This window comes from Aquabacterium sp., from assembly GCF_044226965.1.
Taxonomy (GTDB): Bacteria; Pseudomonadota; Gammaproteobacteria; order Burkholderiales; family Burkholderiaceae_C; genus Pseudaquabacterium.
Window position 1 is genome coordinate 28,468 of sequence record NZ_JBGAGA010000042.1, and the last position, 23,820, is coordinate 52,287.

At 70.2% G+C, this 23,820-nt stretch carries 23 protein-coding genes and 1 pseudogene; 19 read left to right on the forward strand and 5 right to left on the reverse strand.

The annotated features are described in order from the left end of the window. The first annotated feature begins 2 nt into the window (after positions 1-2). Positions 3-611 (forward strand): response regulator, encoded by a 609-nt coding sequence (locus ACILR4_RS18300; RefSeq protein WP_395702302.1) that lies wholly within the window; start codon positions 3-5, stop codon positions 609-611. A 20-nt stretch (positions 612-631) separates the two neighbouring features. Here ACILR4_RS18300 and ACILR4_RS18305 read toward each other — a convergent pair whose 3' ends face one another. After that, positions 632-1,171: an N-formylglutamate amidohydrolase gene (locus ACILR4_RS18305; protein ID WP_395702303.1), complete on the reverse strand. Its 540-nt coding sequence runs from the start codon at positions 1,169-1,171 to the stop codon at positions 632-634. 109 nt (positions 1,172-1,280) lie between these two features. After that, positions 1,281-1,526, reverse strand: a pseudogene (locus tag ACILR4_RS18310) (hypothetical protein); the annotation flags it as partial. 115 nt (positions 1,527-1,641) lie between these two features. Between ACILR4_RS18310 and ACILR4_RS18315 the strand changes: the two are divergent. The 18 genes from ACILR4_RS18315 to ACILR4_RS18400 all read left to right on the forward strand — a co-directional run bounded on the left by ACILR4_RS18315 (position 1,642) and on the right by ACILR4_RS18400 (position 21,108). Then, positions 1,642-2,811 carry a methyl-accepting chemotaxis protein gene (locus ACILR4_RS18315; protein WP_395702304.1) on the forward strand — a complete coding sequence of 390 codons (1,170 nt, stop codon included), beginning with the start codon at positions 1,642-1,644 and terminating at the stop codon, positions 2,809-2,811. A gap of 31 nt (positions 2,812-2,842) precedes the next feature. Then, complete coding sequence (locus tag ACILR4_RS18320; RefSeq protein ID WP_395702305.1) at positions 2,843-3,211, forward strand: response regulator; 369 nt, start codon at positions 2,843-2,845, stop codon at positions 3,209-3,211. Positions 3,212-3,231: 20 nt separating this feature from the next. Beyond that, positions 3,232-3,540 carry a lipid asymmetry maintenance protein MlaB gene (locus ACILR4_RS18325; RefSeq protein ID WP_395702306.1) on the forward strand — a complete coding sequence of 103 codons (309 nt, stop codon included), beginning with the start codon at positions 3,232-3,234 and terminating at the stop codon, positions 3,538-3,540. Next, positions 3,537-5,723 carry a chemotaxis protein CheA gene (locus ACILR4_RS18330; RefSeq protein WP_395702307.1) on the forward strand — a complete coding sequence of 729 codons (2,187 nt, stop codon included), beginning with the start codon at positions 3,537-3,539 and terminating at the stop codon, positions 5,721-5,723. Before ACILR4_RS18325 ends, ACILR4_RS18330 begins: the two co-directional genes overlap by 4 nt. A gap of 32 nt (positions 5,724-5,755) precedes the next feature. After that, entirely contained in the window at positions 5,756-7,450 is a 1,695-nt protein-coding gene (locus ACILR4_RS18335; protein ID WP_395702308.1) for a methyl-accepting chemotaxis protein, read from the forward strand. A gap of 29 nt (positions 7,451-7,479) precedes the next feature. Then, positions 7,480-7,998 (forward strand): chemotaxis protein CheW, encoded by a 519-nt coding sequence (locus tag ACILR4_RS18340; RefSeq protein WP_395702309.1) that lies wholly within the window; start codon positions 7,480-7,482, stop codon positions 7,996-7,998. Positions 7,999-8,018: 20 nt separating this feature from the next. Further along, entirely contained in the window at positions 8,019-8,822 is an 804-nt protein-coding gene (locus tag ACILR4_RS18345) for a CheR family methyltransferase (protein WP_395702310.1), read from the forward strand. 10 nt (positions 8,823-8,832) lie between these two features. Beyond that, positions 8,833-9,936 (forward strand): chemotaxis response regulator protein-glutamate methylesterase, encoded by a 1,104-nt coding sequence (locus tag ACILR4_RS18350; RefSeq protein WP_395702311.1) that lies wholly within the window; start codon positions 8,833-8,835, stop codon positions 9,934-9,936. 2 nt (positions 9,937-9,938) lie between these two features. Beyond that, positions 9,939-11,207: an EAL domain-containing protein gene (locus tag ACILR4_RS18355; RefSeq protein WP_395702312.1), complete on the forward strand. Its 1,269-nt coding sequence runs from the start codon at positions 9,939-9,941 to the stop codon at positions 11,205-11,207. A gap of 45 nt (positions 11,208-11,252) precedes the next feature. Next, positions 11,253-12,827 (forward strand): methyl-accepting chemotaxis protein, encoded by a 1,575-nt coding sequence (locus ACILR4_RS18360; protein WP_395702313.1) that lies wholly within the window; start codon positions 11,253-11,255, stop codon positions 12,825-12,827. Between the two features lie 26 nt (positions 12,828-12,853). Then, complete coding sequence (locus ACILR4_RS18365; RefSeq protein WP_395702314.1) at positions 12,854-13,939, forward strand: GGDEF domain-containing protein; 1,086 nt, start codon at positions 12,854-12,856, stop codon at positions 13,937-13,939. Between the two features lie 127 nt (positions 13,940-14,066). Next, the gene (locus ACILR4_RS18370; protein ID WP_395702315.1) at positions 14,067-14,987 is read left to right on the forward strand and encodes a TauD/TfdA dioxygenase family protein; all 921 of its coding nucleotides are present in this window, start codon (positions 14,067-14,069) and stop codon (positions 14,985-14,987) included. Between the two features lie 26 nt (positions 14,988-15,013). Then, positions 15,014-16,069 carry a 3-keto-5-aminohexanoate cleavage protein gene (locus tag ACILR4_RS18375; protein ID WP_395702316.1) on the forward strand — a complete coding sequence of 352 codons (1,056 nt, stop codon included), beginning with the start codon at positions 15,014-15,016 and terminating at the stop codon, positions 16,067-16,069. 8 nt (positions 16,070-16,077) lie between these two features. Then, a complete protein-coding gene (locus ACILR4_RS18380; protein WP_395702317.1) occupies positions 16,078-16,653 on the forward strand; it encodes an RBBP9/YdeN family alpha/beta hydrolase in 576 nt (191 codons plus the stop codon). A gap of 13 nt (positions 16,654-16,666) precedes the next feature. Then, positions 16,667-17,638, forward strand: coding sequence for a quinone oxidoreductase family protein (locus ACILR4_RS18385; RefSeq protein WP_395702318.1), 972 nt, complete (start codon positions 16,667-16,669; stop codon positions 17,636-17,638). 28 nt (positions 17,639-17,666) lie between these two features. Further along, the gene (locus ACILR4_RS18390) at positions 17,667-19,007 is read left to right on the forward strand and encodes an MFS transporter (protein WP_395702319.1); all 1,341 of its coding nucleotides are present in this window, start codon (positions 17,667-17,669) and stop codon (positions 19,005-19,007) included. Between the two features lie 38 nt (positions 19,008-19,045). Beyond that, a complete protein-coding gene (locus ACILR4_RS18395) occupies positions 19,046-20,080 on the forward strand; it encodes a YeiH family protein (protein ID WP_395702320.1) in 1,035 nt (344 codons plus the stop codon). Positions 20,081-20,112: 32 nt separating this feature from the next. Beyond that, positions 20,113-21,108, forward strand: a complete 996-nt coding sequence (locus tag ACILR4_RS18400; RefSeq protein WP_395702321.1) for a Bug family tripartite tricarboxylate transporter substrate binding protein — start codon at positions 20,113-20,115, stop codon at positions 21,106-21,108. Positions 21,109-21,247: 139 nt separating this feature from the next. Here ACILR4_RS18400 and ACILR4_RS18405 read toward each other — a convergent pair whose 3' ends face one another. The 3 genes from ACILR4_RS18405 to ACILR4_RS18415 form a co-directional block, all read right to left on the reverse strand. Further along, positions 21,248-21,736, reverse strand: coding sequence for a VOC family protein (locus tag ACILR4_RS18405; protein ID WP_395702322.1), 489 nt, complete (start codon positions 21,734-21,736; stop codon positions 21,248-21,250). 25 nt (positions 21,737-21,761) lie between these two features. Next, on the reverse strand, positions 21,762-22,436 hold the full coding sequence (locus ACILR4_RS18410) for a glutathione S-transferase family protein (protein WP_395702323.1): 675 nt from the start codon (positions 22,434-22,436) through the stop codon (positions 21,762-21,764). A 121-nt stretch (positions 22,437-22,557) separates the two neighbouring features. Next, on the reverse strand, positions 22,558-23,820 hold a 1,263-nt coding region (locus ACILR4_RS18415; RefSeq protein WP_395702324.1), incomplete at its 5' end, for a PEP-CTERM sorting domain-containing protein.

A 23,820-nucleotide genomic window follows, 5' to 3' on the forward strand; every position in this document is an offset into this window, starting at 1 on the left:
CCGTGAGCGAAGACGACAGCAGTACCCCTCCGCGTTCCTACTCCACCGCCGAAGTGGCGCGCCGGCTGGGCGTTTCGGTGCCCACCGTGCAGCGCTGGGTCGACCAGGGTCACCTGAAGGCCTGGAAGACCGTGGGCGGCCACCGGCGGCTCGATGCGGACAGCGCCGACCGCTTCATCGCGCGCCAGACCAGCGCCGGCGCCGCCGCGCCGGAAGCCGACGGCCCGACGCGGCCGTTGTCGGTGCTGCTGGTGGACGACAGTGCCGACGACCGCGACCTGATGAGCGCACTGGTCGAAGCGGCGATTCCCGGCGCCAGCATCGACCATGCCGAGAACGGCTTCGAGGCGCTGGTGGCCATCGGCCACTCGGCCCCCGACGTGGTGATCACCGACATCATGATGCCGAACATGAACGGCTTCGAGATGCTGCGCCACCTGGCCACCGAGAGCACGGTGCGGCCGCGGCTGATCGTCGCCGTCAGCGGGCTGGCACCGGACCGGCTGGCCGCGATGGGCGCTTGGCCGCTGGCGGTGAAGGTGGTGAGCAAGCCGATCGACCCGCGCCTGTTCATCGACACGGTGCGCGCCGGCGCCGCGGCGCTGCGCTGATTCAAGCCGGGCCGCGCGGCTCAGGCAACGCTGCGCTGGCGGATCCAGTCCACCACCTCGGCCAGGATGCCGCCGATGTCGGCCTGCAGACGCTCGAAATTGGCGTTGGGCTCGCGGCTCGGCTCGTGCATGTACAGCGCGCGGTTGACCTCGATCTGCAGGCTGTGCCGGCCCTGCGCCGGCTGGCCATGCAGGCGCACCAGCTCCTGCCCGGCGTAGGGATCGTTGACCGCGACGCGGTAGCCGCGCGCCTGCATCGCGCCGCGCACCGCGTCGACGAAGGCAGGCGCGCAGGTGCGGCCGTGCAGGTCGCCCAGCACGAAGTCGGCCAGCGGGCCGCGGTCCTTCAGCCCCAGGCGCTCGTAGGCATTGGCCGGCATCGAGTGCAGGTTCAGGTGCCAGCAGGCGCCGAAGCGCTGCAACGCGGCGTCGCAGGCCGCGTGAAGGGCCTGGTGGTAGGGGTGCCAGCAGCGGTCGATGCGCCGCTGCACCTCGGCCACGGACAGGCGGCGCTGGTAGATCGGCTCGCCGGTGGGCGTGAGCTGCCACACCAGGCCCATGCCCAGTTCGCGCGTGCGCTGCGTGGGCTGCAGCGGCGCGGGCCAGGGCTCGGCCGTGGATCAGCGTGGCACCCAGCGCGGGTGCCTGCATCCACAGGCGCTCGATGTGCGTGTCCTCGCCCTTTCGCAGCAGCGCGGGCTCGGCCGCGAAGCCGTAGTCCAGCGGGTAGCGGGTGCCGCTGTGCGGTGAGTCGCATACCAGCGGCAGCGCCCGGTCGGCAGCGCCGGGCAGCACGCCGACCCAGGGTCGGCCATCGTCGAGCGGGGCGGTGTCGGGCAGCGGCATCGCCGGATTCCAGCATGAAACGCGCCCAGGGCGGTGGCCCTGCCCGGCTCGCGTGCTCACCTCTTTCATGCAAATTGTGCTCAATTTATGTTGTATTTGTTTTGTTTGATTTAAAGTGGACAGCGAGACACTCCGAGAACGCGAGAGACGAACAACGATCGGCAACCCCTAGCAAAGGCCGCGCATGAACTGCTCCAACGCCCCCGGTTCGACCCCTGGCACCGCCGCCGGCCGGGGGCGCCTGTGGGCGCCCGCCGCCCTGGGCCTGGCCGGTGCGCTGGCGCTGCTGACGCTGGCGCCCTGGCAATGGGTGCCGCTCGCGCTGGCCGGGCTGCTGGCCACCGCCGGCGGGGCCATCAGCCGCTGGCAGCTGCACACCGAACGGCAGCACCGGGCGGCGCTGGCGCGCTACGTCGGCGGCCAGCAGCAGCTCGGGCAGCTGCTGCTGCCGGTGTGGGCCCAGCACATCGAGTCGGCCCGCGGCCAGATGGAGACCGCCATCGCCGCGCTGAGCCAGCGCTTCTCCGGCATCGTCGACCAGCTGCAGCAGACCGCCGAGCTGTCCGAGGCCGGCAACGGCGGCGGCCTGGTGCCGCTGCTGTCGCGCAGCCAGCAGCAGCTGGACGCGGTGATCGCCGCGCAGCGCGAGGCCATGGCCAGCAAGCAGGCGCTGCTGGGCAGCATCACCGGGCTGCAGGGCTTCATCGGCGAGCTGCGCGAGATGGCCGCCACCGTCGCGCGCATCGCGCAGCAGACCAACCTGCTGGCGCTGAACGCCGCGGTCGAGGCGGCGCGCGCCGGCGAGCATGGCCGCGGCTTCGCGGTGGTGGCCCAGGAGGTGCGCATGCTGTCGCAGCAATCGGCGCAGACCGGCCGCGAGATCGGCGCCAAGGTCGACAGCGTGATCGCCGCGATCGAATCCGCCTGCCGCGGCGCGGAAGACTCGCTGGCCGCCGACCAGGCCTCGATGCGCGCCTCGGAGTCCAGCATCGGCACGGTGCTCGGCGGCTTCCGCAGCAGCACCGGCCACCTGCTGCAGCGCGCGCAGGCGCTGGCCGCCAGCCGCGAACAGCTGCGCGAGGAGATCTCGCAGGCGCTGGTGCAGCTGCAGTTCCAGGACCGCGTGAGCCAGGTGATGGCCCATGTGCACGCCAACATCGGCCGCGTGCCGCCGCTGCTGGCCGATGGCGAGCGCTGCTTCCGCGAGCGGCAGCAGCTGCAGCCGCTGGACGCCGCCGCGCTGCTGGCCGAGCTGGAAAACAGTTATGCGATGGCCAGCGAGCGTGCGCTGCACCACGGCCAGGCGGCCGCTGCCGCTGTGCCCGAGGCCAGCGAGGAAGTCACCTTCTTCTGACCCCGATCCACCACGACCACAGGACACCCCCATGGCCAAGACCATCATGATCGTCGACGACTCCGCCTCGCTGCGGCAGGTGGTCGGCATTGCACTGAAAGGCGCCGGCTACGAAGTGGTCGAAGGCAGCGACGGGCAGCACGCGCTGTCGCAGCTGAAGGGGCAGAAGGTGCACCTGATCATCAGCGACGTGAACATGCCCAACATGGACGGCATCAGCTTCCTGAAGGCGGTGAAGCAGCTGCCGGCCTACCGCTTCACGCCGGTGATGATGCTGACCACCGAATCGCAGGCCGAGAAGAAGGCGCAAGGCCAGGCCGCGGGGGCCAAGGCCTGGATGGTCAAGCCCTTCAAGCCCGATGCGCTGCTGAACGCGGTGCAGAAACTCATCCTCCCGTAAATCATTAAAGGCACGTCCCCATGATCTGCATCACCGGCGAGATGACCATCTACCGCGCGGCCGAGCTCAAACCGCTGCTGCTGCAGGCGCTGGCCGACGGCGACGGCGCGCCGATCGAGATCGACCTGGCCGAGGTCAGTGAATTCGATGCCGCCGGCCTGCAGCTGCTGATGGCGGCCAAGACCGCGGCCACCGCGGCCGGCCGCGCGCTGCGCCTGCAGGGGCACAGCCCGGCGGTGCTGGACGTGTTCGAGCTGCTGGACGTGGCCGCCTTCTTCGGCGACCCGCTGCTGATCGACAGCGCCACCGATGCCGGAGCCACCGCATGAACCTCGACGCCGCCCTGCACACCTTCACCGAGGAAAGCCGCGAGCTGCTCGGCGAGATGGAATCCGCGCTGCTGGCACTGGACCAGCTGGCCGATCGCACCGAAGCGGTGAACGCCATCTTCCGCGCCGCGCACACCATCAAGGGCTCGGCCGGGCTGTTCGGGCTCGACCACATCGTCGCGTTCACGCATGTGGTCGAGAGCGTGCTCGACGAGGTGCGCGGCGGCGCGCTGCACATCGGCGAGGAGCTGACGGTGCTGCTGCTGTCCTGCTGCGACCATCTGAGCCAGCTGATCGCCGATGTCGAAGCCGGCCGCCAGGCCCCCGATGCCGGGCAGCAGCAGGCCGGCGCCGCGCTGCTGGCCCAGCTGGCGCATCACCAGGCGCAGCCCGCCAGCCACGCGCTGGTGGCCGCAGCCGCGCCGGCCGACGGCCCTGCCCTCGAACGCCTGGCCGGCAACACCGGCCAAGCCGGCGATATGCGCGAGCACTGGCACCTGTCGCTGCGATTCGGGCCCGACGTGCTGCGCCACGGCATGGACCCGACCAGCTTCCTGCGCTACCTGAAGCGCCTGGGCCGCATCGTCGCGATCCACACCGTCACCGACGAGCTGCCGCCGCTGGCCGCGCTGGACCCGGAGAACTGCCACCTCGGCTTCGAGATCAGCTTCGCCAGCAGCGCCAGCAAGGCCGAGATCGAGGGCGTGTTCGAGTTCGTGCGCGACGAGTGCTCGATCGGCCTGCTCGCACCGCACAGCCGCACCGAAGAATACGTGCAGCTGATCCAGTCGCTGCCCACCCACGCGCTGCGGCTGGGCGAGATCCTGGTCGCCTGCGGCAGCATCACGCAGCGCGAGCTGAACGAGGCGCTGGCCGCGCAGGCCCGCAGCGCCGAGGCGGCCAGCACGCCCCAGGCGCCGCTGATCGGCAGCATCCTGGTGAACCAGCGGGCGGTGGCGCCCGAGGTGGTGGAAGCCGCGCTGGTCAAGCAGCGCCAGGCCAGCGACGGCAAGGCGGCCGAGGCGCGCTCGCTGCGCATCGATGCCGACAAGCTGGACACGCTGATCAACCTGGTGGGCGAACTGATCATCGCCGGCGCCAGCGCCAACCTGCTGGCGCAGCAGACCCACCAGGCCGAGCTGCAGGAGGCCACCTCGCGCCTGTCGGGCCTGGTGCAGCAGGTGCGCGACAGCGCCTTGCAGCTGCGCATGGTGAAGATCGGCGCCACCTTCAACCGCTTCCAGCGCGTGGTGCACGACGTGGCGCGCGAGATCGGCAAGGACATCGCGCTCGACGTGAGCGGCGAAGACACCGAGCTCGACAAGACCGTGGTCGAGAAGATCGGCGACCCGCTGCTGCACCTGGTGCGCAACGCCATCGACCACGGCATCGAGCCGCCGGACGAGCGCGAGGCGCGCGGCAAGCCCGAGCGCGGCACCGTGCGGCTGAATGCCTTCCACGATTCCGGCAGCATCGTGATCGAGGTCGGCGACGACGGCGGCGGCCTGAAGCGTGACCGCATCCTGGCCAAGGCCCTCGAGCGCGGCCTGGTGCAGCCGGACCAGCGCCTCACCGACGCCGAAGTGTTCGAGCTGATCTTCGAGCCCGGCTTCTCCACCGCCGAGCAGATCACCAACCTCTCCGGCCGCGGCGTCGGCATGGACGTGGTCAAGCGCAACATCACGGCGCTGCGCGGCACCGTGTCCATCCGCTCGATCGAGGGGATGGGCACCACCGTCAGCGTTCGGCTGCCGCTCACTTTGGCCATCATCGACGGCTTCCTGGTCGGCGTCGGCGGCTCGGTGTTCGTGGTGCCGCTGGAGGTGGTAGACGAGTGCATCGAGTTTGCCAGCGAGCCCGGCCAATCCTTCAGCAACCTGCGCGGCCAGGTGCTGCCGCAGATCCGGCTGCGCGACCACTTCGAGATCGAGGCGCCGCCGCCGCGGCGCGAGAGCGTGGTCGTGATCCAGCAGGCCGGCCAGCGCTTCGGCCTGGTGGTCGACAGCCTGATGGGCGAGTTCCAGACCGTGATCAAGCCGCTGTCGCGCGTGTTCGCCCAGGTCAAGAGCATCTCCGGCTCCACCATCCTCGGCAGCGGCGAGGTGGCCCTGATCCTCGACGTGGCCGCGCTGATGGCCAGTGTCACCAGCCCGGCGCCGCGCGCCGAACAACTTTCAAACTGAATCCACCCTCCCCTGCAGAAAGGGACCCCACCATGTTTGCCAATGTTTCGCTCAAGGCCAAGATCCTCACGCTGATCAGCGTGGGCGTGCTGGCCCTGCTGGCGGTGATCGTGATCGCCTTCTTCGGCCTGAAGCGCGACGCCGAGATGCTCGACGAGATCGGCCGCAACCGGCTGCCGTCGATCAATTCGCTGCAGGTCATCAACGAGGCGCAGACCGCCATCCGCTCCAACAGCCGCGCCTTCGACGCGCTGGCGCTGTACCCGGCCGAGTGGAAGGACATCGACAGCGCCATCGAGCGCAAGGCCACCGCCTGGGCCCGCGCAGAGAAGGCCTGGAAGGTCTACGAACCGCTGCCGCAGGAGCCCGAGGAGGCCCAGGTGTGGAAGCAGTTCACGAAGGAGTGGGACGCCTGGAAGGCCGCCGACATGAAGCTGACGGCGCTGATGAAGGACGGCAGCAAGGCCGACTCGCCGGCGCAGCGCAAGCAGGTGTTCGAGCAGTTCCACCAGCTGCTGCTGGACGCCCGCCCGCTGTTCACCGCCGCCGAAGCCAGCCTGGGCAAGCTGGTCGAGCTGAACAAGCAGTACGCAGACGCGGCGGTGCAGCACGCCACCGAGTCCTCCACCCGCGCCCAGGTGCTGATGTACGGCACCAGCGGCGTGGCGCTGGTGGCGCTGATGCTGCTGGGCCTGTTCATGCTGCGTGCGGTGATGCGCCAGCTCGGCGGCGACCCGGCCTATGCGGCCCGGGTGGTCGAGCAGGTGGCCGCGGGCGACCTGACGATCGACATCGCCCTGCGCGCCGGCGACGACCGCAGCCTGCTGTTCGCGATGAAGCAGATGGTCGGCAAGCTCTCGCACGTGGTGTCCGAGGTGTCCAACAGCGCGAACGGCCTGGCCAGCGCGGCCGAGCAGGTGAACTCCACCGCGCAGTCGCTGTCGCAAGCGGCCACCGAGCAGGCCTCGGGCGTCGAGGAGACCAGCGCCTCGGTCGAGCAAATGACGGCCTCGATCACGCAGAACACCGAGAACGCCAAGGCCACCGACGCGATGGCCAGCAAGGCCGCCACCGAAGCCACCGAAGGCGGCGAGGCGGTGAAGTCCACCGTCGCGGCGATGAAGCAGATTGCCAAGAAGATCGTCATCATCGACGACATCGCCTACCAGACCAACCTGCTGGCGCTGAACGCGGCCATCGAGGCGGCCCGCGCCGGCGAACATGGCAAGGGCTTCGCAGTGGTGGCCGCCGAGGTGCGCAAGCTGGCCGAACGCAGCCAGGTCGCGGCGCAGGAGATCGGCGAAGTGGCCGGCTCCAGCGTCGAGCTGGCCGAGCGTGCCGGCCACCTGCTCGACGAGATGGTGCCCAACATCAAGCGCACCTCCGACCTGGTGCAGGAGATCACCGCCGCCTCGGAAGAACAATCGTCCGGCGTCGCGCAGATCAACTCCGCCGTCGCGCAGCTGAGCCAGACCACGCAGCAGAACGCCGCCGGCTCCGAAGAGCTGGCCGCCACCGCCGAGGAGATGAGCGGCCAGGCCGAGGAGCTGCAGAACATCATCAGCTTCTTCAAGACCGAAGGCAGCGCAACCACCCCGGCGAGCGCCGCGCGCCAGGTGCTGCGCAAGGCCGCCGCGCGCACGCCCGCAGGCCCGGCGCGCCGCGCCGAGCCCAAGGCCCACGGCAGCGAGCAGGCGCCGGACGAGAGCCACTTCGTCAAGTACTGATCGCCTCCTGGCCAAGCGAAGGACAGACCATGAACGCTCTCGTTCCCGTCGCCGCCAACGCGGCGACCCTGGAGCCGACGCAGTACCTCACCTTCATGCTGCGCGGCGAGGTGTATGCGATCGGCATCCTGTCGATCAAGGAGATCATCGAGTACGGCGGCCTGACCAGCGTGCCGATGATGCCGGCCACGATTCGCGGCGTGATCAACCTGCGTGGCGCGGTGGTGCCGGTGATGGACCTGGCGGTGCGCTTCGGCAAGCCGACGGCCGAGGTCACCAAGCGAACCTGCATCGTCATCGTCGAGCTCGAAGTCAACGGCGAGCAGCAGGTGGTGGGCATCGTCGTCGACTCGGTCAACGCGGTGCAGGAGATCGCGCCGGCCGACATCGAGCCGCCACCCAGCTTCGGCATGGCCATTGCCACCGATTTCGTCTCGGGCATGGGCAAGGTCAACGGCAAGTTCGTGATCCTGCTGAACATCCAGCAGGTGCTGGCGATCGACGGCCTGGCCGTGACCGTCGGCAGCGCCGAAGCGCTGGCCGCCTGAAGCGCGCGCCGGAGCCCGCGATGACGATCGAGATCAGCGAGCGCGAGTTCCGGCAGTTCCAGGCCTTCATCCACGAGTCGGCCGGCATCACGCTGTCGTCGGCGAAGAAGGCGCTGGTCAGCGGCCGGCTCGACAAGCGACTGCGCGAGCGCGGCCTCGCCAGCTACACGCAGTACCACGCGCTGCTGCGCAGCGGCCGCGAGCCCGACGAGGTGCAGCGCGCGATCGACCTGCTGACGACCAACGAGACCTACTTCTTCCGCGAGCCGCGCCATTTCGAGCTGCTGCACGAACTGGCCCTGGACGCACGCCGGCAGGGCCAGCCGCTGCGGGTGTGGAGCGCCGCCTGCTCCAGCGGCGAGGAGCCCTACAGCATCGCGATGGTGCTGGCCGATGCGCAGGGCGACCTGCCGTGGGAGGTGCTGGCCTCCGACATCAGCAGCCGCATGCTCGAGCGCGCGCGCAGCGGCCACTACCCGGACACGCGCACCGAGGGCATCGCCCCCGAGTATTTGAGGCGCTATTGCCTGCGTGGCACCGGCCCGCAGGCGGGCACGCTGCTGGTGCAGCGCGCGCTGCGACAGCGCGTGAATTTCCTGCAGATCAACCTCGACCGGCCGCTGCCAAGCGTGGGCCTGTTCGACATCGTGTTCCTGCGCAACGTGATGATCTACTTCGACGCCACCACCAAGCGCGAGGTCGTCGCCCGGCTGGTGACGACGCTCAAGAAAGGCGGCCATCTGCTGATCGGCCATTCCGAATCGCTGACCGACATGCACCCCGAGCTGCGCGCGGTGGCGCCTTCGGTCTACCGCCGGATGTGAGCGTTACACCATGAGCATCCAGGTCATGATCGTCGACGACTCCGCCGTGGTGCGCCAGGTGCTGGGCGCGCTGCTCGCCGCCGCGCCGGGCATCGAGGTGCTGCATGCGGTGGCCGATCCGCTGCTGGCGATGGAGCGCATGAAGAGCGCGTGGCCGGACGTGATCGTGCTGGACGTCGAGATGCCGCGCATGGACGGCATCACCTTCCTGCGCAAGATCATGGCCGAGCGGCCGACGCCGGTGGTCATCTGTTCGACGCTGACCGAGCGCGGCGCGAAGACCTCGGTGGAGGCGCTGTCTGCCGGCGCGGTGGCCATCGTCACCAAACCCAAGCTGGACCTGAAGCGCTTCCTGCAGGACAGCGCGAGCGAGCTGGTGCAGGCGGTGAAGGCCGCGGCGCGGGCGAACGTCGGGCGGCTCGCGCCGCGGCCGCCGACGGCGGCCCCGGCAGGGCCGACGCAGAGCGCCGACGTGATCCTGCCTGCGGCGCCGATGGCCGCCCCGCGCGCGATGGCGCAGACCACCGAGCAGGTGGTGGCCATCGGCACCTCCACCGGCGGCACGCAGGCGCTGGAGCAGGTGCTCACCGCGCTGCCGCGCGTCAGCCCCGCCATCGTCATCGTGCAGCACATGCCGGAGAAGTTCACCGCCGCGTTCGCGCAGCGGCTGGACCAGCTGTGCGCCATCGAGGTCAAGGAAGCGCAGAGCAACGACCGCGTGCGCCCGGGCCGCGCCTTGATCGCGCCCGGCGGCCGCCACTTGCTGCTGCGGCGCAACGGCGCGCAGTATTTCGTCGAGGTGGTCGACGGGCCACCGGTCAGCCGGCATCGCCCCTCGGTGGATGTGCTGTTCCGCTCGGTGGCGCGCTGCGCCGGCGCGAATGCGCTGGGCATCATCATGACCGGCATGGGCGACGACGGTGCCGCCGGCCTGCTGGAAATGCGCGAGGCCGGCGCCCGCACCGTGGCGCAGGACGAAGCCAGCTGCGTGGTCTATGGCATGCCGCGCGAAGCGGTCAAGCGCGGCGCGGTGGAGCGCAGCGTGCCGCTGGCGGCCATCGACCGCGAAATCCTGGCACTCGGCCCGAGTGCCAGCGCCCTCGGGAGCCCGTGAACATGACGCCCCCTGTACCCACCGCGCTGAGCGTGCTGGTGGTCGAAGACAGCCCCACGCAGCGCGAGCACCTGGTGGCGATGCTGCAGGACATGGGCCTGGCCGACGTGCTGCAGGCTGCCGAGGGCCACGAGGCGCTGCGCCTGCTGCAATCGCGCGCCGAGCCGGTGTTCCTGGTCATCACCGACATCGCGATGCCCGGCATGGACGGCATCGAACTGCTCGGCCGTGTCGACGCGGCCGGCCTCGCCGAGCACCTGATCGTGGCCAGCGCACGCGACCCGCGCCTGCTGGAAACGGTGGAGCGCCTGGGCAGCGAGCAGCGCGCGACCCGGCTGCTCGGCACGCTGGTCAAGCCGGTGGCGCGCGAACAGCTGCAGCCCCTGCTCGACGATGCGCTCAAGCCCCGGCGTGCCGGCCAGCGCCCGGCCGCGCCGGGCAACGCCGCAACAGCCGCGGCGCCGGACCTGCCGGAAATCGAGCGCGCGCTGGCGGCAGGCGAATTCGTGCCGTACTTCCAGCCCAAGCTCTCGCTGCGCGACGTGCGGCTGCGGGGCGTGGAAGTGCTGGCACGCTGGCAGCACCCGACGCTGGGCCTGGTCGGCCCGCAGCGCTTCATCCCGCGCATCGAAGGCACGCCGTTGATGGCGCGCTTCACGCTGGCCATCGTCGAGCAGTCGCTGCGGCAGATGCAGCAGTGGTCGCGTTCGTTGCCGAACCTGAGCGTCTCGCTGAACCTGTCGGCCGACGACCTGGCCGATGCCGGCTTCATCGAGCGCCTGACCGCATTGGTCGCTGCGCAGGGCATCGCGCCGGCCGCCGTCACCTGGGAAGTGACCGAGACCTCGCTGATGAGCACGCGTTCGCTGGCCAACCTGGCGCGGCTGAGCCTGAAGGGCTTCGGCCTGGCGATGGACGACTACGGCATCGGCTACTCGTCGATGCAGACCCTCTCGCGCTGCCCCTTCACCGAGCTGAAGATCGACCGCAGCTTCGTGCACGGCGCGAGCGAGCGCGCGAACCGCCGCGCCATCTTGCTGAGCGCGCTGGACATCGGCCGGCGGCTGGGCATCACCACGGTGGCCGAAGGCGTCGAAACCGCGGCCGACTGGCGCCTGCTGCGGCTGCTGGGATGCGAGTTGGCCCAGGGCTACCTGCTGGCCAGGCCGATGCCGGGCGGCGACTTGCTGGGCTGGTTCACCAGCCAGCGTGGCCGGCTGCGCGATCTGGCAGGACCCCACGATGGCGCCGCCCTCGGTACCGTCTGCTGAGCTCGCCACCTTCCCCTCACACACCCGTTCGCAGGAAAGGCAACCATGTCCATGTTCTCCAACCTGAAGATCGGCACCCGGCTGGGGCTCGGCTTCGCCGCCATGCTGGCCCTGCTGCTGGTGCTAGGACTGGCGGCGATCAACCGCCTGGCGGCCGTCAACGACGCCACGGCCGAACTCGCCACCAACTGGCTGGTCGGGACCCGCACGCTGGGCGAGTACCAGGCGGCCTTGAACGGGCAGCGCCGCGCCGAAGCGATGGCCTTGATGAGCCCGACGCCGGAGGCCCGGGCCGCCGAGGTCCAACACCTGAAAGACGCGGCCCAGGAGGCCGCCGAAGCCTGGAAGCGCTACGACGCCACCGTGGCGTCCGAGACCGAGCGCCGCATCGCCGACGAGATCCGCGCGGCCGAGACCCGCTTCGTCGCGCAGCAGGCCCGCTCGATCGAGCTGGCCAGCAAGGGCGACACCAGCGGGGCAATGGCCATCTACCAGGGTGACAGCCGCAAGGTCTTCGGCGACCTGATGGCCGCCGTGAGCCGCGACGTCGTGTTCCAGACCCAGGGGGGCGACGGCGCCTACCAGGACTCGCAGCGCAACTACCAGCACACGCTGTGGCTCGTGGGCGGGCTGCTGGCGCTGGGCATGGTCACCGGCGCGCTGCTGGCCTGGCTGATCACCCGCTCGATCACCGGCCCGATCCGCCAGGCCGTGCAGCTGGCCGAGACGGTGGCCGAAGGCGACCTGCGCGCGCAGCTGACGACCAGGCGCCGCGACGAAGCCGGCCAGCTGCTGGCCGCGCTGCAGCGCATGACCGAGAACCTGGCGCGCATCGTGGCCGGCGTGCGCGGCAATGCCGACAGTGTGGCCACCGCCAGCGGCCAGATCGCCCAGGGCAATGCCGACCTGAGCCAGCGCACCGAGGAGCAGGCCAGCAATCTGCAGCAGACCGCGGCCTCGATGGAGCAGCTGACCGCCACCGTGAACCACAACGCCGACACCGCACGCCAGGCCGCGCAGCTGGCCGCGCAGGCCGCCAGCGTGGCCGACCAGGGCGGCACGGTGGTCGGCCAGGTGGTGGCGACGATGCAGGACATCAGCGACAGCTCGCGCCGCATTGCCGACATCATCGGCACCATCGACAGCATCGCGTTCCAGACCAACATCCTGGCGCTGAACGCCGCGGTGGAAGCCGCGCGCGCCGGCGAGCAGGGCCGCGGCTTCGCGGTGGTGGCCGGCGAGGTGCGGCTGCTGGCGCAACGCAGCGCCGAGGCGGCGCGCGAGATCAAGTCGCTGATCGGCGCCAGCGTCGAGAAGGTCGAGGCCGGCAGCACGCTGGTCGGCGACGCCGGCCGCACCATTGGCGAGGTGGTCGCGCAAGTGCGGCGCGTCAACGACCTGATCGCCGAGATCAGCGCCGCCAGCAACGAACAGAGCAGCGGCATCGGCCAGATCGGCGATGCGGTGAACCAGCTCGACCAGGTGACGCAGCAGAACGCCGCGCTGGTGGAAGAAAGCGCCGCGGCGGCCGAGAGCCTGAAGCAGCAGGCCGCGCAGCTGACGCAGACGGTGGCGGTGTTCACGCTGGCCGAGCGGGCGGCCGCGGCACCGGCCGCCTGACCGACCCTTCGCGACGAATCCCTGCCATGAACCCCACCCAGCAGAGCCTGCTCGAGCAGATGCAGATCCACGACCTGGAGATCGCACGCCGCAAGGAACTGCTGGGCTTCGGCCCGCGCGACGTGCAGCTGCTGTCCGCCTGCAGCGGCTTCATCGCGGAAGAGGTCGAAGCCCTGGTGGCGGTGTTCTACGAAAAGCAGACCGGGATCGACGAGATCTCGCTGATCATCGGCGACATCGGCACGCTGACCCGGCTGCGCGCGGCGATGACCCGCTACGTGATCGACCTGTTCGCCGGCTACTACGACGAGGACTACGTCAACAACCGCCTGCGCATCGGCCTGGTCCACAAGCGCATCGGGGTCGCGCCGAAGTACTACCTGTCGGCGATGCGAATCCTGAAGTCGCTGCTGCTGGACGTGCTGGCGCGCCGCATGGGCGCGCACCCCGACCGCGAAGACACCGTGCAGGCGCTGGACAAGCTGCTGTACTTCGACAACGAGTTCGTCTTCGACACCTACATCCGCAGCCTGCTGGCCGAGATCGAATCGGCCAAGGACAAGGCGATCCAGCACGCGCTCAGCCTCGAGCAGAAGGTGGCCGAGCGCACGCGCGAACTCGAGGAAGTCTCGCGCCGCGATCCGCTGACCGGGCTGTACAACCAGCGCTTCTTCGCCGAATCGCTGCGCCGCGAGCTCTCGCGCGCGCGGCGCGCGGGCCGGCCGCTGTCGCTGCTGTATGTGGACGTGGACGATTTCAAGCTCGTCAACGACCGCCGCGGCCACCTGGCCGGCGACGAGGTGCTGCGCGCGGTGGCCGGCCTGCTGCAGGCCACCTGCCGCGACTACGACCTGTGCTGCCGCTACGGCGGCGACGAGTTCTGCGTGCTGCTGCCCGACGCCGATGCGGCGACCGCCACCGAGATCGCCGGCCGCCTGATCGAGGAATGGTCGCGCCAGCCGGGCCAGCCGCCGCTCAGCGTGGGCGTGGCCCAGGCCGGCCCTGACGACTGGCCGGAGCCAGCCCAGCTGATCGGCCAGGCCGACCGCGCGATGTACAGCGCCAAGGCCCAGGGCGGCGGGCGCTGCGCCCAGGCCGCCTCGGACAGCTGAAGGCGGGCCTCCCCCCGCCCGGTGACGCGCTCAGCGCGCAGGCGGGCTGAACGACCCCCCTCCACGATGGGGGGGCTCGGCACCCCCGGGTTTCCTACGCTGTACCCCAGTGAAGGAGACACCCCCGATGAGCGCCACCGCCACCCTGGCCAGCCCGGCCGCCCCCGCCGTCATCAGCGCCGAGGCGCTGACCCGCAGCCTTCGCGTCGAGCCGCTGACCTGCGCGCTGGGCGCCGAGCTGTCGAACATCCACCTCGGCGCCGCCTCGCGCGACGCCGGGCTGATGGCCGAGATCCGCGCGTTGCTGGTGAGGCACCGCGTGCTGTTCTTCCGCGACCAGGACATCACGCGGGCCGAGCACGTGGCCTTCGCGCGCCATTTCGGCGAGCTGGAAGACCACCCCGTGGCGGGCAGTGACCCCGAGCATCCCGGACTGGTGCGCATCTACAAGAGCCCCGAGACGCCGAACGACCGCTACGAGAACGCCTGGCACACCGACGCCACCTGGCGCGAACAGCCGCCCTTCGGCTGCGTGCTGCGCTGCGTGGAATGCCCGCCGGTGGGCGGCGACACGATGTGGGCCAACATGGTGCTGGCCTACGAGAAGCTGCCGGAGGACGTGAAGCGCAAGATCGACGGCCTGCGCGCACGACACAGCATCGAGGCCAGCTTCGGCGCGGCGATGCCGATCGAGAAGCGCCTGGCGCTGAAGGCCCAGTTCCCCGATGCCGAGCACCCGGTGGTGCGCACGCACCCGGACACGGCCGAGAAGATCCTCTTCGTCAACGCCTTCACCACGCACTTCACGAACTTCCACACCGCTGCCCACGTGCGCGTGGGGCAGGACTACACCCACGGCGCCAGCGAGCTGCTGCGCTACCTGCAGAGCCAGGCCTTCATCCCCGAGTACCAGCTGCGCTGGCGCTGGCAGCCGAATTCGGTGGCCATGTGGGACAACCGCTCGACCCAGCACTACGCGGTGATGGACTACCCCCCGTGCCACCGCAAGATGGAACGCGCCGGCATCAAGGGCGACACCCCGTTCTGACTCTCCTAACACCTGAAAGACACGCCATGAACTTCCAAGACGGCTCGCTGTTCCCCGAGAACCAGGACAAGCTGGTGATCACCGTGGCCCCCTACGGCCCCGAGTGGATGCCGGCGGACTTTCCGGAGGACATCCCGCTGACGATGGACGAGCAGGTCCAGAAGGCGGTGGACTGCCACAACGCCGGCGCCACCGTGCTGCACCTGCATGTGCGCGAACTCGACGGCCACGGCAGCAAGCGGCTGTCGAAGTTCAACGAGCTGATCGCCGGCATCCGCGCCCGCGTGCCCGAGCTGATCATCCAGGTCGGTGGCTCGATCTCGTTCGCGCCCGAAGGCGACGGCGAAGCGGCCAAGTGGCTCTCCGACGACACGCGCCACATGCTGGCCGAGCTGCAGCCGCGGCCGGACCAGGTGACGATCGCGATCAACTCGAACCAGATGAACGTGGTCGAGCAGATGACCGAGGCCGACATCGCCGGCACCTCGCTGGCCGAACCGGCGATGTACCGCGCCTACCGCGAGATGACGATTCCCGCCGGTCCGGAATGGGTCGAGGAACACATCCGCCGGCTCTCCGCCAAGGGCATCCAGACCCACTTCCAGCTCGCCAACATCACGCAGCTGGAGACAGTCGAACGCATGATGCGCCGCGGCGTCTGCAACGTGCCGCTGATCCTGACCTGGGTCGCCATCGGCGGCGGCTTCGATGCGCCGAACCTCTACAACCTGGCCAACTTCGTGCGCGCGGTGCCCGATGGCGCGGTGCTGACGCTCGAGACCAGCATGCTGAACGTGCTGCCGCTGAACATGATGGCCATCGCGATGGGCCTGCATGTGCGCTGCGGCATCGAGGACAACATCTGGACCCAGGACCGCAAGGCCAAGCTTGGCTCGGTGAAGCAGATCGAGCAGCTGGTGCGCATCAGCCGCGAGTTCGGCCGCGAGGTGGCCGATGCCGCCGAGGCGCGCCGCATCTACCGCATCGGCGAGTTCTACAAGAACGCCGACGAGACGCTGGCGAAGAACGGCTTCGCGCCGAACCGCCGCCACGGCCAGCGCGGCTTTCTCCAGCACGCCTGAACCGACGCATGCGCATGTCCCCGACGGTGCTGATCGTGCCCGGCCTGCGCGACGCGGTGGCCACGCACTGGCAGACGCTGCTGCACGACGAGCTCGCGGCCGCCGGCCGGCCGGTGCACAGCGTGCCGCCGATGGGCCGTGAGGACCTGGACTGCGGCGCGCGGGTCTGCGCGATCGAGCGTGCGGCGCAGGCGATTCCAGGGCCGATCGTCGTCGTCGCGCACAGCGGCGGCTGCATCATGGTGGCGCACTGGGCGCTGCAGACCGATCGGCCGGTACAGGCCGCGCTGCTGGCCACGCCGCCCGACTTCGAATCGCCGCTGCCCGCCGGCTACCCCACGCTCGGGGCCTTGCGCGCCGGCGGCTGGCTGCCGGTGCCGCAGCAGCGCCTGCCCTTCCCCAGCCTGGTGGCCGCGAGCAGCGACGACCCGCTGGCGCGCCCCGGGCGCGTGGCCGATCTGGCCGCGGCCTGGGGCAGCCGGCTGGTCGATCTGGGACCCGTCGGCCATCTGAACCCGGCCTCGGGCTTCGGCCCCTGGCCGCGCGGCCGGCAGCTGCTGGACGAATTGCTCGAACAACCCTGAAGGAGACATCCCCATGGCCCGTGCCATCCGCATCCACCAGACCGGCGGCCCCGAGGTGCTCGAGCTGCAGACCGTCGAGGTCGCCGAGCCCGGCCCTGGCCAGGCGCGCGTGCGCCACAGCCATGTGGCGGTGAACTTCATCGACATCTACTTCCGCAGCGGCCGCTACCCGATGCCGCTGCCCAATGGCCTGGGCTCCGACGCGGTCGGCGTGGTGGAGGCGGTGGGCCCCGGCGTCACCGAGGTCCAGCCCGGCGACCGCGTCGGCTACCTGCTCGGGCCGCAAGGTGCCTATGCCGACGTGCGCGTGATGCCAGCCGAGGTGCTGATTCCGCTACCCGACGATGTGAGCGACAGCACCGCCGCCACGCTGATGATGAAAGGCATGACGGCGCAGTACCTGTTCCGCCAGGTCTTTCCGCTCCAGGGCGGCGAGACCATCCTGTACCACGCGGCCGCCGGCGGCGTGGGCCTGGTGGCCTGCCAGTGGGCACGGGCACTGGGCGTCACGATGATCGGCACCGTCAGCACCGACGAGAAGGCCGCGGTGGCGCGCGCCCATGGCTGCGCCCACACCATCGTGACCAGCCGCGAGAACATCGCCGAGCGGGTGCGCGAGATCACCGGTGGCAAGGGCGTGCCGGTGGTGTACGACTCGGTCGGCAAGGACACCTTGCAGGCCTCGCTGGACAGCCTGCAGCCGCGCGGCGTCCTGGTGAGCAACGGCACCAGCTCGGGCCCGGTGGTGATCGACACCATGCAGCTGGCGATGAAGGGCTCGCTGTGGGTCACGCGGCCGGCGATGATCCACTACGCCACGCCGCGCAGCCACATGCTGGCGATGGCTGACGAGCTGTTCGGCCTGGTGCGCGCGGGTCACATCCAGGGCACGGCCAGCCAGACCTACGCGCTGGCCGATGCGGCGCTGGCGCACCGCGCGCTCGAATCGCGGCAGACGGTGGGCGCCACGGTGCTGATCCCCTGACCGCCGCCACTGCACGGGAACCGCCGCCATGCACCTCGATGCCCAACCGGCCCGGCCGGACGAGCGCTACCTGTTCGGCCCCGGGCCGGCCTGGTTCGCCTTCGGCATGACGATCGCGCTGATGGTGTTCGACTATGTCGACCGCCAGGTCATCGTCTCGCTGTTCCCGCAGATGAAGGCCGAGTGGGGCCTGAGCGACCGCCAGCTCGGCGCGCTGGTCTCGGTGGTGTCGCTGACCGTCGCGCTCGGCGCGCTGCCGGTGGCGCTGCTGGCCGACCGCGTCAGCCGCGTCAGGAGCGTCGCGGTAATGGCCGGTGCCTGGAGCCTGGCCACCGTGTCGTGCATGTTCACGCGCCAGTACGGCGCGCTGCTGGCCGCCCGCGCGGTGGTCGGCGTCGGCGAAGCCGGCTACGGCGCGGTGGGCGCGGCACTGATCGCCAGCCACTTTCCGCAGCGCCTGCGTGGCGCGCTGCTGGCCGGCTTCTTCGCCGCGGCCTCGGTCGGCTCGGTGCTCGGCGTGCTGCTGGGTGGCCTGATCGCCGCGCGCTGGGGCTGGCGCGCGGCCTTCGGCGTGGTCGGCCTGCCGGGCCTGCTGCTGGCGCTGCTGTACCTGAAGGTGCGCGACTACCAGACCGTGGCGCTCGATGTCACCACCACACGGCCGGGCGCGGGCCTGCGCGCCACCGCGCGTGCGCTGGGCCGCTCGGCCACCTTGCGCTGGGTGTGCGTGGGCGGCGCGGCGCAGCTGATCGTCGTCTCGGCGCTGTGGTCCTGGCTGCCGAGCTTCCTCAACCGGTTGCATGGGCTGGCACCCGAGCAGGCCGCGCTGAAGGCGGCGTTGGTGGTGCTGGCCGGCGCGCTGGGCAGCGTGCTGTGGGGCGCGCTGGTCGACCGGCTCGGCCGCGCCGCGCCGCGCCGCAAGCCGCTGCTGCTGGCGGGCCTGTGCGTACTGTCGATGGTCCCATTGACGCTTGCTTTCGGTGTTATCGCATCGGCGTCGCTGCAGTTCGGCCTGGTGCTGCTGGGCGGCGCGCTGGCCACCTGCACCGTCGGCCCGGCTTCGGCGATGGTGATCGACGTGGTCCACCCCGGCGCGCGCGCCACCGGCTCGTCGGTGCTGGCGCTGTGCCAGAACCTGTTCGGCCTGGCCGCCGGCCCGCTGCTGGCCGGCTGGCTGTCCGACCACTGGGGCCTGCAGGCCGCGCTGGCCATCACGCCCGGCGCCGCGCTGCTGGCCGCGCTGGCCTGGTGGCGCGCCGCCGCGCATTACGAGCGCGACCGCCGGCTGGCGCAAGGGCTGGCGGCCGAAGCCGACGCCGGCACCGCGCCCGAGCGCAGCGTTTCGCGCCCGAAGGCGCTGGCGGCCTGAGCCGCGTGCCAGGCCCCCTCTTCCGCAGGACACCCGCGATGAACACCGCCGCGCTCGCCCCTTTCGACATCACCGCCTGGCCGGCCCGGCTGCGCCGCCTGTTCCCGGGCGTGCTGGCCTCGGCCGTGGTGGCCGCAGCCGCCACCTTCCTGTCGCAGCACTACGGCGCGCCGGTGATGCTGTTCGCGCTGCTGCTGGGCATGGCGATGAACTTCCTCTCGACCGACGGTCCCTGCGCGCCGGGCATCGAGTTCACCGCGCGGCAGGTGCTGCGCATCGGCGTGGCGCTGCTGGGCCTGCGCATCACGCTGGCGCAGATCGCCGAGCTGGGCTGGCACCCGGTGCTGATCGTGATGGCCTCGGTGGTGCTGACCATTGGCCTGTCGATGCTGGTCGCGCGCTGGCTCGGCTTCAACACCTTGTTCGGACTGCTCAGCGGCGGCGCCACCGCGATCTGCGGCGCCTCCGCCGCGCTGGCACTGGCCGCCGCGCTGCCGGCGCATCCGCAGAAGGAACGCGCCACGCTGTTCACCGTGGTCGGCGTCTCGGCGCTGTCGACCTTGGCGATGATCGTCTACCCGATGATCTGCCGCGCGCTGGGGCTGGACGAGCGCGCCGCCGGCGTGTTCCTCGGCGGCACCATCCACGACGTGGCGCAGGTGGTCGGCGCCGGCTACAGCCTGTCGCACCACACCGGCGACGTGGCCACCTTCGTCAAGCTGATGCGGGTGGCGATGCTGCTGCCGGTGATCGTTTTCGCGGTGATGCTGACACGCAAAAGCAGCGGCCATGAGGCAGCACAGGCCGGCCCGCGTCCGCCACTGCTGCCCTGGTTCGCGGTCGGCTTCGCTCTGCTGGTGGCCTTCAACAGCAGCGGCTGGTGCCCCCCGGTGCTGTCTGCCCTGGGCAACGATGCCTCGCGCTGGTGCCTGGTGGCGGCCATCGCCGCCATCGGCATGAAGACCCAGCTGCGCGAGCTGGCCAGCGTCGGCTTGAAGCCCGTGCTGCTGATGCTGGGCGAAACCGTCTTTCTCGCCCTGCTGGTACTGGCCCTGGTGCGCTGGACCGGCTGAACCGCCACACTCTTGTTCGACTGGAGACATCCATGAAACCGAATGCCCTGCGCCGCGGCCTGTGCCGCCACGCCCTGGCCAGCCTGATCGCGCTGCTGCCCGCCACCCTGCTGGCGCAGACCGCCGCCAGGTTCCCCGACAAGCCGCTGCGCATCATCGTCGCCGGCACGGCCGGCGGCTCGTCCGACATCATGGCGCGGCTGCTGGCCGACCAGTTGGGCAAGGACTCGGGCCAGCCGGTGATCGTCGAGCCCAAGCCGGGTGCCGGCGGCTCGCTGGCGGTGGCCGAACTGGGCCAGGCCGCGCACGACGGCTACACGGTGATGGTGGGCGTGAACTCGCTGGTCAGCGAGATCCCGCAGATCATGAAGCTGAAGATCGACATGCCGCACGAGATTATGCCCGTGGCCGAGCTCGCGCGCGGCGGCCTGGTGCTGGTGGGCACGCCCACGCTGCCGGCCAGCACGCTGAAGGAGTTGGTCGGCTACGTGAAGGCCAACCCGGGCAAGGTGAACGTGGCCTCGTACAGCGCGGGCACCATCTCGCACGTCATCGGCGTGCAGCTGAACAAGGCCGCCGGCATCGACATGGTGCACGTCGGCTACAAGGGCTCGACGCCGGCGCTGACCGACGTGATGGGCGGCCATGTGCCGCTGATGTTCGACGCGATGCCCACCTCGCTGCCGCTGATCAAGGCCGGCAAGCTGAAGGCCTATGCGGTGAGCACGCCCAAGCGCTTCGCGCTGCTGCCCGAGGTGCCCACCTTCGCCGAGCAGGGCTACCCGCAGCTGGAGGCGGTGGCCTGGCTGGGCCTGTGGGTCAAGCCCGACGTGCCGGCCGCGATGCAGGCCAAGCTGCGCGAAGCGGCCTTGAAGGCACTGGCCGGCCCGGCGGTGAAAGGCCGCCTGGCCGAGATCGGCTTCGAGCCCGGCCAGCCGCGCAGCCCGCAGGAGCTGGCGGCCGCGCTGAAGGCCGATTCGGACAAGATGGCCGCGCTGCTGAAGGCGATCGACTTCAAACCCGAGTAACAGGCTCACCCCCGAGGCGCCTGCGGCGCCTCCCCCTCAAGGGGGCAACACCAGCGGCCCGGCAGAGCCGGTTCCGCGGTGTTCGCTTGGGTTGCGGCCGCTGAACGCGGCGCAACAGGGCGCCGTGACCATCGGCGTGTCAGGCGGCTTGTTTGGCCAACTGCCAACGGTCGAGGATGGCCCGCGCCTCGTTGCGCGTCGGGTCCATTGCGCCGTCGTGGCCCTCGCGCTTGCAGGTCAGCTCGATCACGTAGCCGTTGGGGTCGCGGAAGTAGATCGAGTCGATGAAGCCGTGGTTCGAGATGCCGCGCGTCTCGATGCCCGCGGCCTTGCCCTTGGCCAGCATGCCGTCGAGCGTCGCGAGGTCGACCTCCAGCGCGATGTGCAGGTCGAAGTCGTGCTGGGCCTTGAACTCGAAAGGCATGTCCGGCGCTTCGAAGAAGGCCAGGAACGAGCCGTCGCCCAGGCGGTAGAAGGTGTGCAGCGTGTCGGTCTTGCGGCCGCTCTTGGTCTCGCGGATCTCCAGCGAGCCGCTCAGCGGCAGGCCGAGGAAATCCTCGTAGAAGCGGCGCGTCTGTTCCGAATCGCGGCAGCGGTAGGCGTTGTGGTGCAGGCCACGGATGCTCATGGTGAGGCTCCCGACGTGCTGCCGCTCACACGGTGGCCAGCTGCCCGCGCGGCAGCTGCTTGGCGAATCCGTTGATCGCGGCGTAGACCTTGTCCCAGGTGGAACGTTCCTTCATGCGGCCGAGCCAGCTCTTCACGTTCGGGTAGGCCGAGAGGTCCGAGCCGATCACCTCGGCCAGGTGCACGAACGAGGCGCCGTAGTAGTCGGCGATGGTGATCGAGGCACCGCACAGGTAGGGCTTGCCGCTGCCCAGCAGGTGCTGGTCCAGCACCGCCATCCAGCGCTTGGCGCGCTCCTGGCCCCAGGCCACCGTGACGCGCTGGGCTTCCTCGGTCGGCCGCTTGTGGCCCGGGAAGATCTGCGCGTACACCGTGCCGTAGGCCAGGTCGCGGCACAGCTGGGTGTTGATCCAGTCCATCATCTCGTTGACCTTGGCCCGCGCCTTCAGGTCCTTCGGGTAGGCCGGCGAATCGATGCGGTCGGCCAGGTACTTCAGGATCGCCGAGCTTTCGGTGAGGCGGAAATCGCCGTCTTCCAGCACCGGCACCAGCTGGCTCGGATTCACCGACGAGAACGCCGGGCCCATGTGCTCGCCGGTGAACAGGTCCACCACCTGCAGTTCGGCAGGAATGGCGTTGTCTTCGATGAACATCACCACCGGGCGGCTGGTGGTGGAGGCGGGGTGGTAGTAGAGCTTCATGGCGCGGACTCCGGGGAGCTTGGGAAAAGTTGCCCAGTCTAGGAGGCGCGCCGGACAAAGAAAACCCCGGGCTGGACCCGGGGTGTGTGGCGGCGGGCGAGCGCTGCGAGCGCCTGCCGGCTCAGGGGCGCAGGCGCTTCAGGCGCAGGCCCATCAGGCCCAGGCCGGCGAGCAGCATGGCCCATACGCCGGGCTCGGGCACCGGGGCCGAGAGATCGGCGATCTTGTAGAGCCAGACGCTCGCATCACCATTGGACATCTCGTCCAGCGCGACCAATGCACCGAGCTCGTCGACGTACTGCCACTTGCCGACCACGCCATAGACATAGTTGCCCTTGGGATGCGCGGCGGTCACCGAACCGAGCAGGTCGACTTCCCAGACGGTCTTCAGGCTGCCATCCGGGTTGAAGGCCACCTGGGTGCGATACACCTTGCCCTGGTCGCCGTTATAGAGGTAGAGCCCGCCGTCCCGATCGCTGTATTGGACCGAGTAGGTCTGGTCCATCGTGAACGCCTGGCCCTGAGGCCCGACCAGCTGGATGTCCACTGCCGCGTTGCCCACACCCGACTTGGTGATGTCCCAGACGTTCAGGTCGTAGGCCGAGCAGGTGTAGCAGGACACCGTGTGCACGTACAGGTTGTGCGCGTTGTCGATCGTGCCAGCGGCCTGGAAGCTGGCCGCGTTGTGGGCGTAGCTGGTGACGCCCACCAGTTCCCAGCGATCGGTCTCGCTGGTGCCCGGATTGGCCACGATGTAGCGGTACAGGTTGGGCCAGCCGCCGCCACCGTTGTAGTCGGTGATGTAGACGACGTCATGGCCGTTTTCCTGGTGGTATTCGGCCGTGTTGTTAATGAAGTAGCCCGGCGCGGCACCGGTCGCCATCGGCGCGCGGTTCTGCCACATGTTGCCGCCCTGCGTGGCCGGGTTCCAGCCCGAGCCATTGGTGCCGCCGACCTTGGTGGGGTCGGCCTTGCTCGGGTCGTACATCCACGGGCCGGCACGCACGATGTTGCCGCTGCCGTCCAGCACCGAGAAGCCCCTGGCATCGTTGTAGGCCGGGCCGCCGAAGGTGATGAAGCGATCGTTGATCGGCAGGTACTGGTTCGAGTTGTAGGTGTGGGACGCCTGCGGGGCCGCGTTGTCGATGATCAGGTTCGGCTGGCCGGCCGCCGTCGCCGGCAGCACCTTGCTCGGCAGCGAACCTCGTGTCCAAGCGCCGGTGCTGCCGTCCCAGATGTACATCTCGTTGCCGGAATGGCTGGCATGGCCGCCGCCCCACAGCAGCAGGTCATGGCGCGTGGAATCCCAGGCGAACGAGCTCCAGGCGGTGACCACCGCGCCGGGCTGGTAGTGGAACGAGCCCGAGGGGGGAATCAGCGAGGG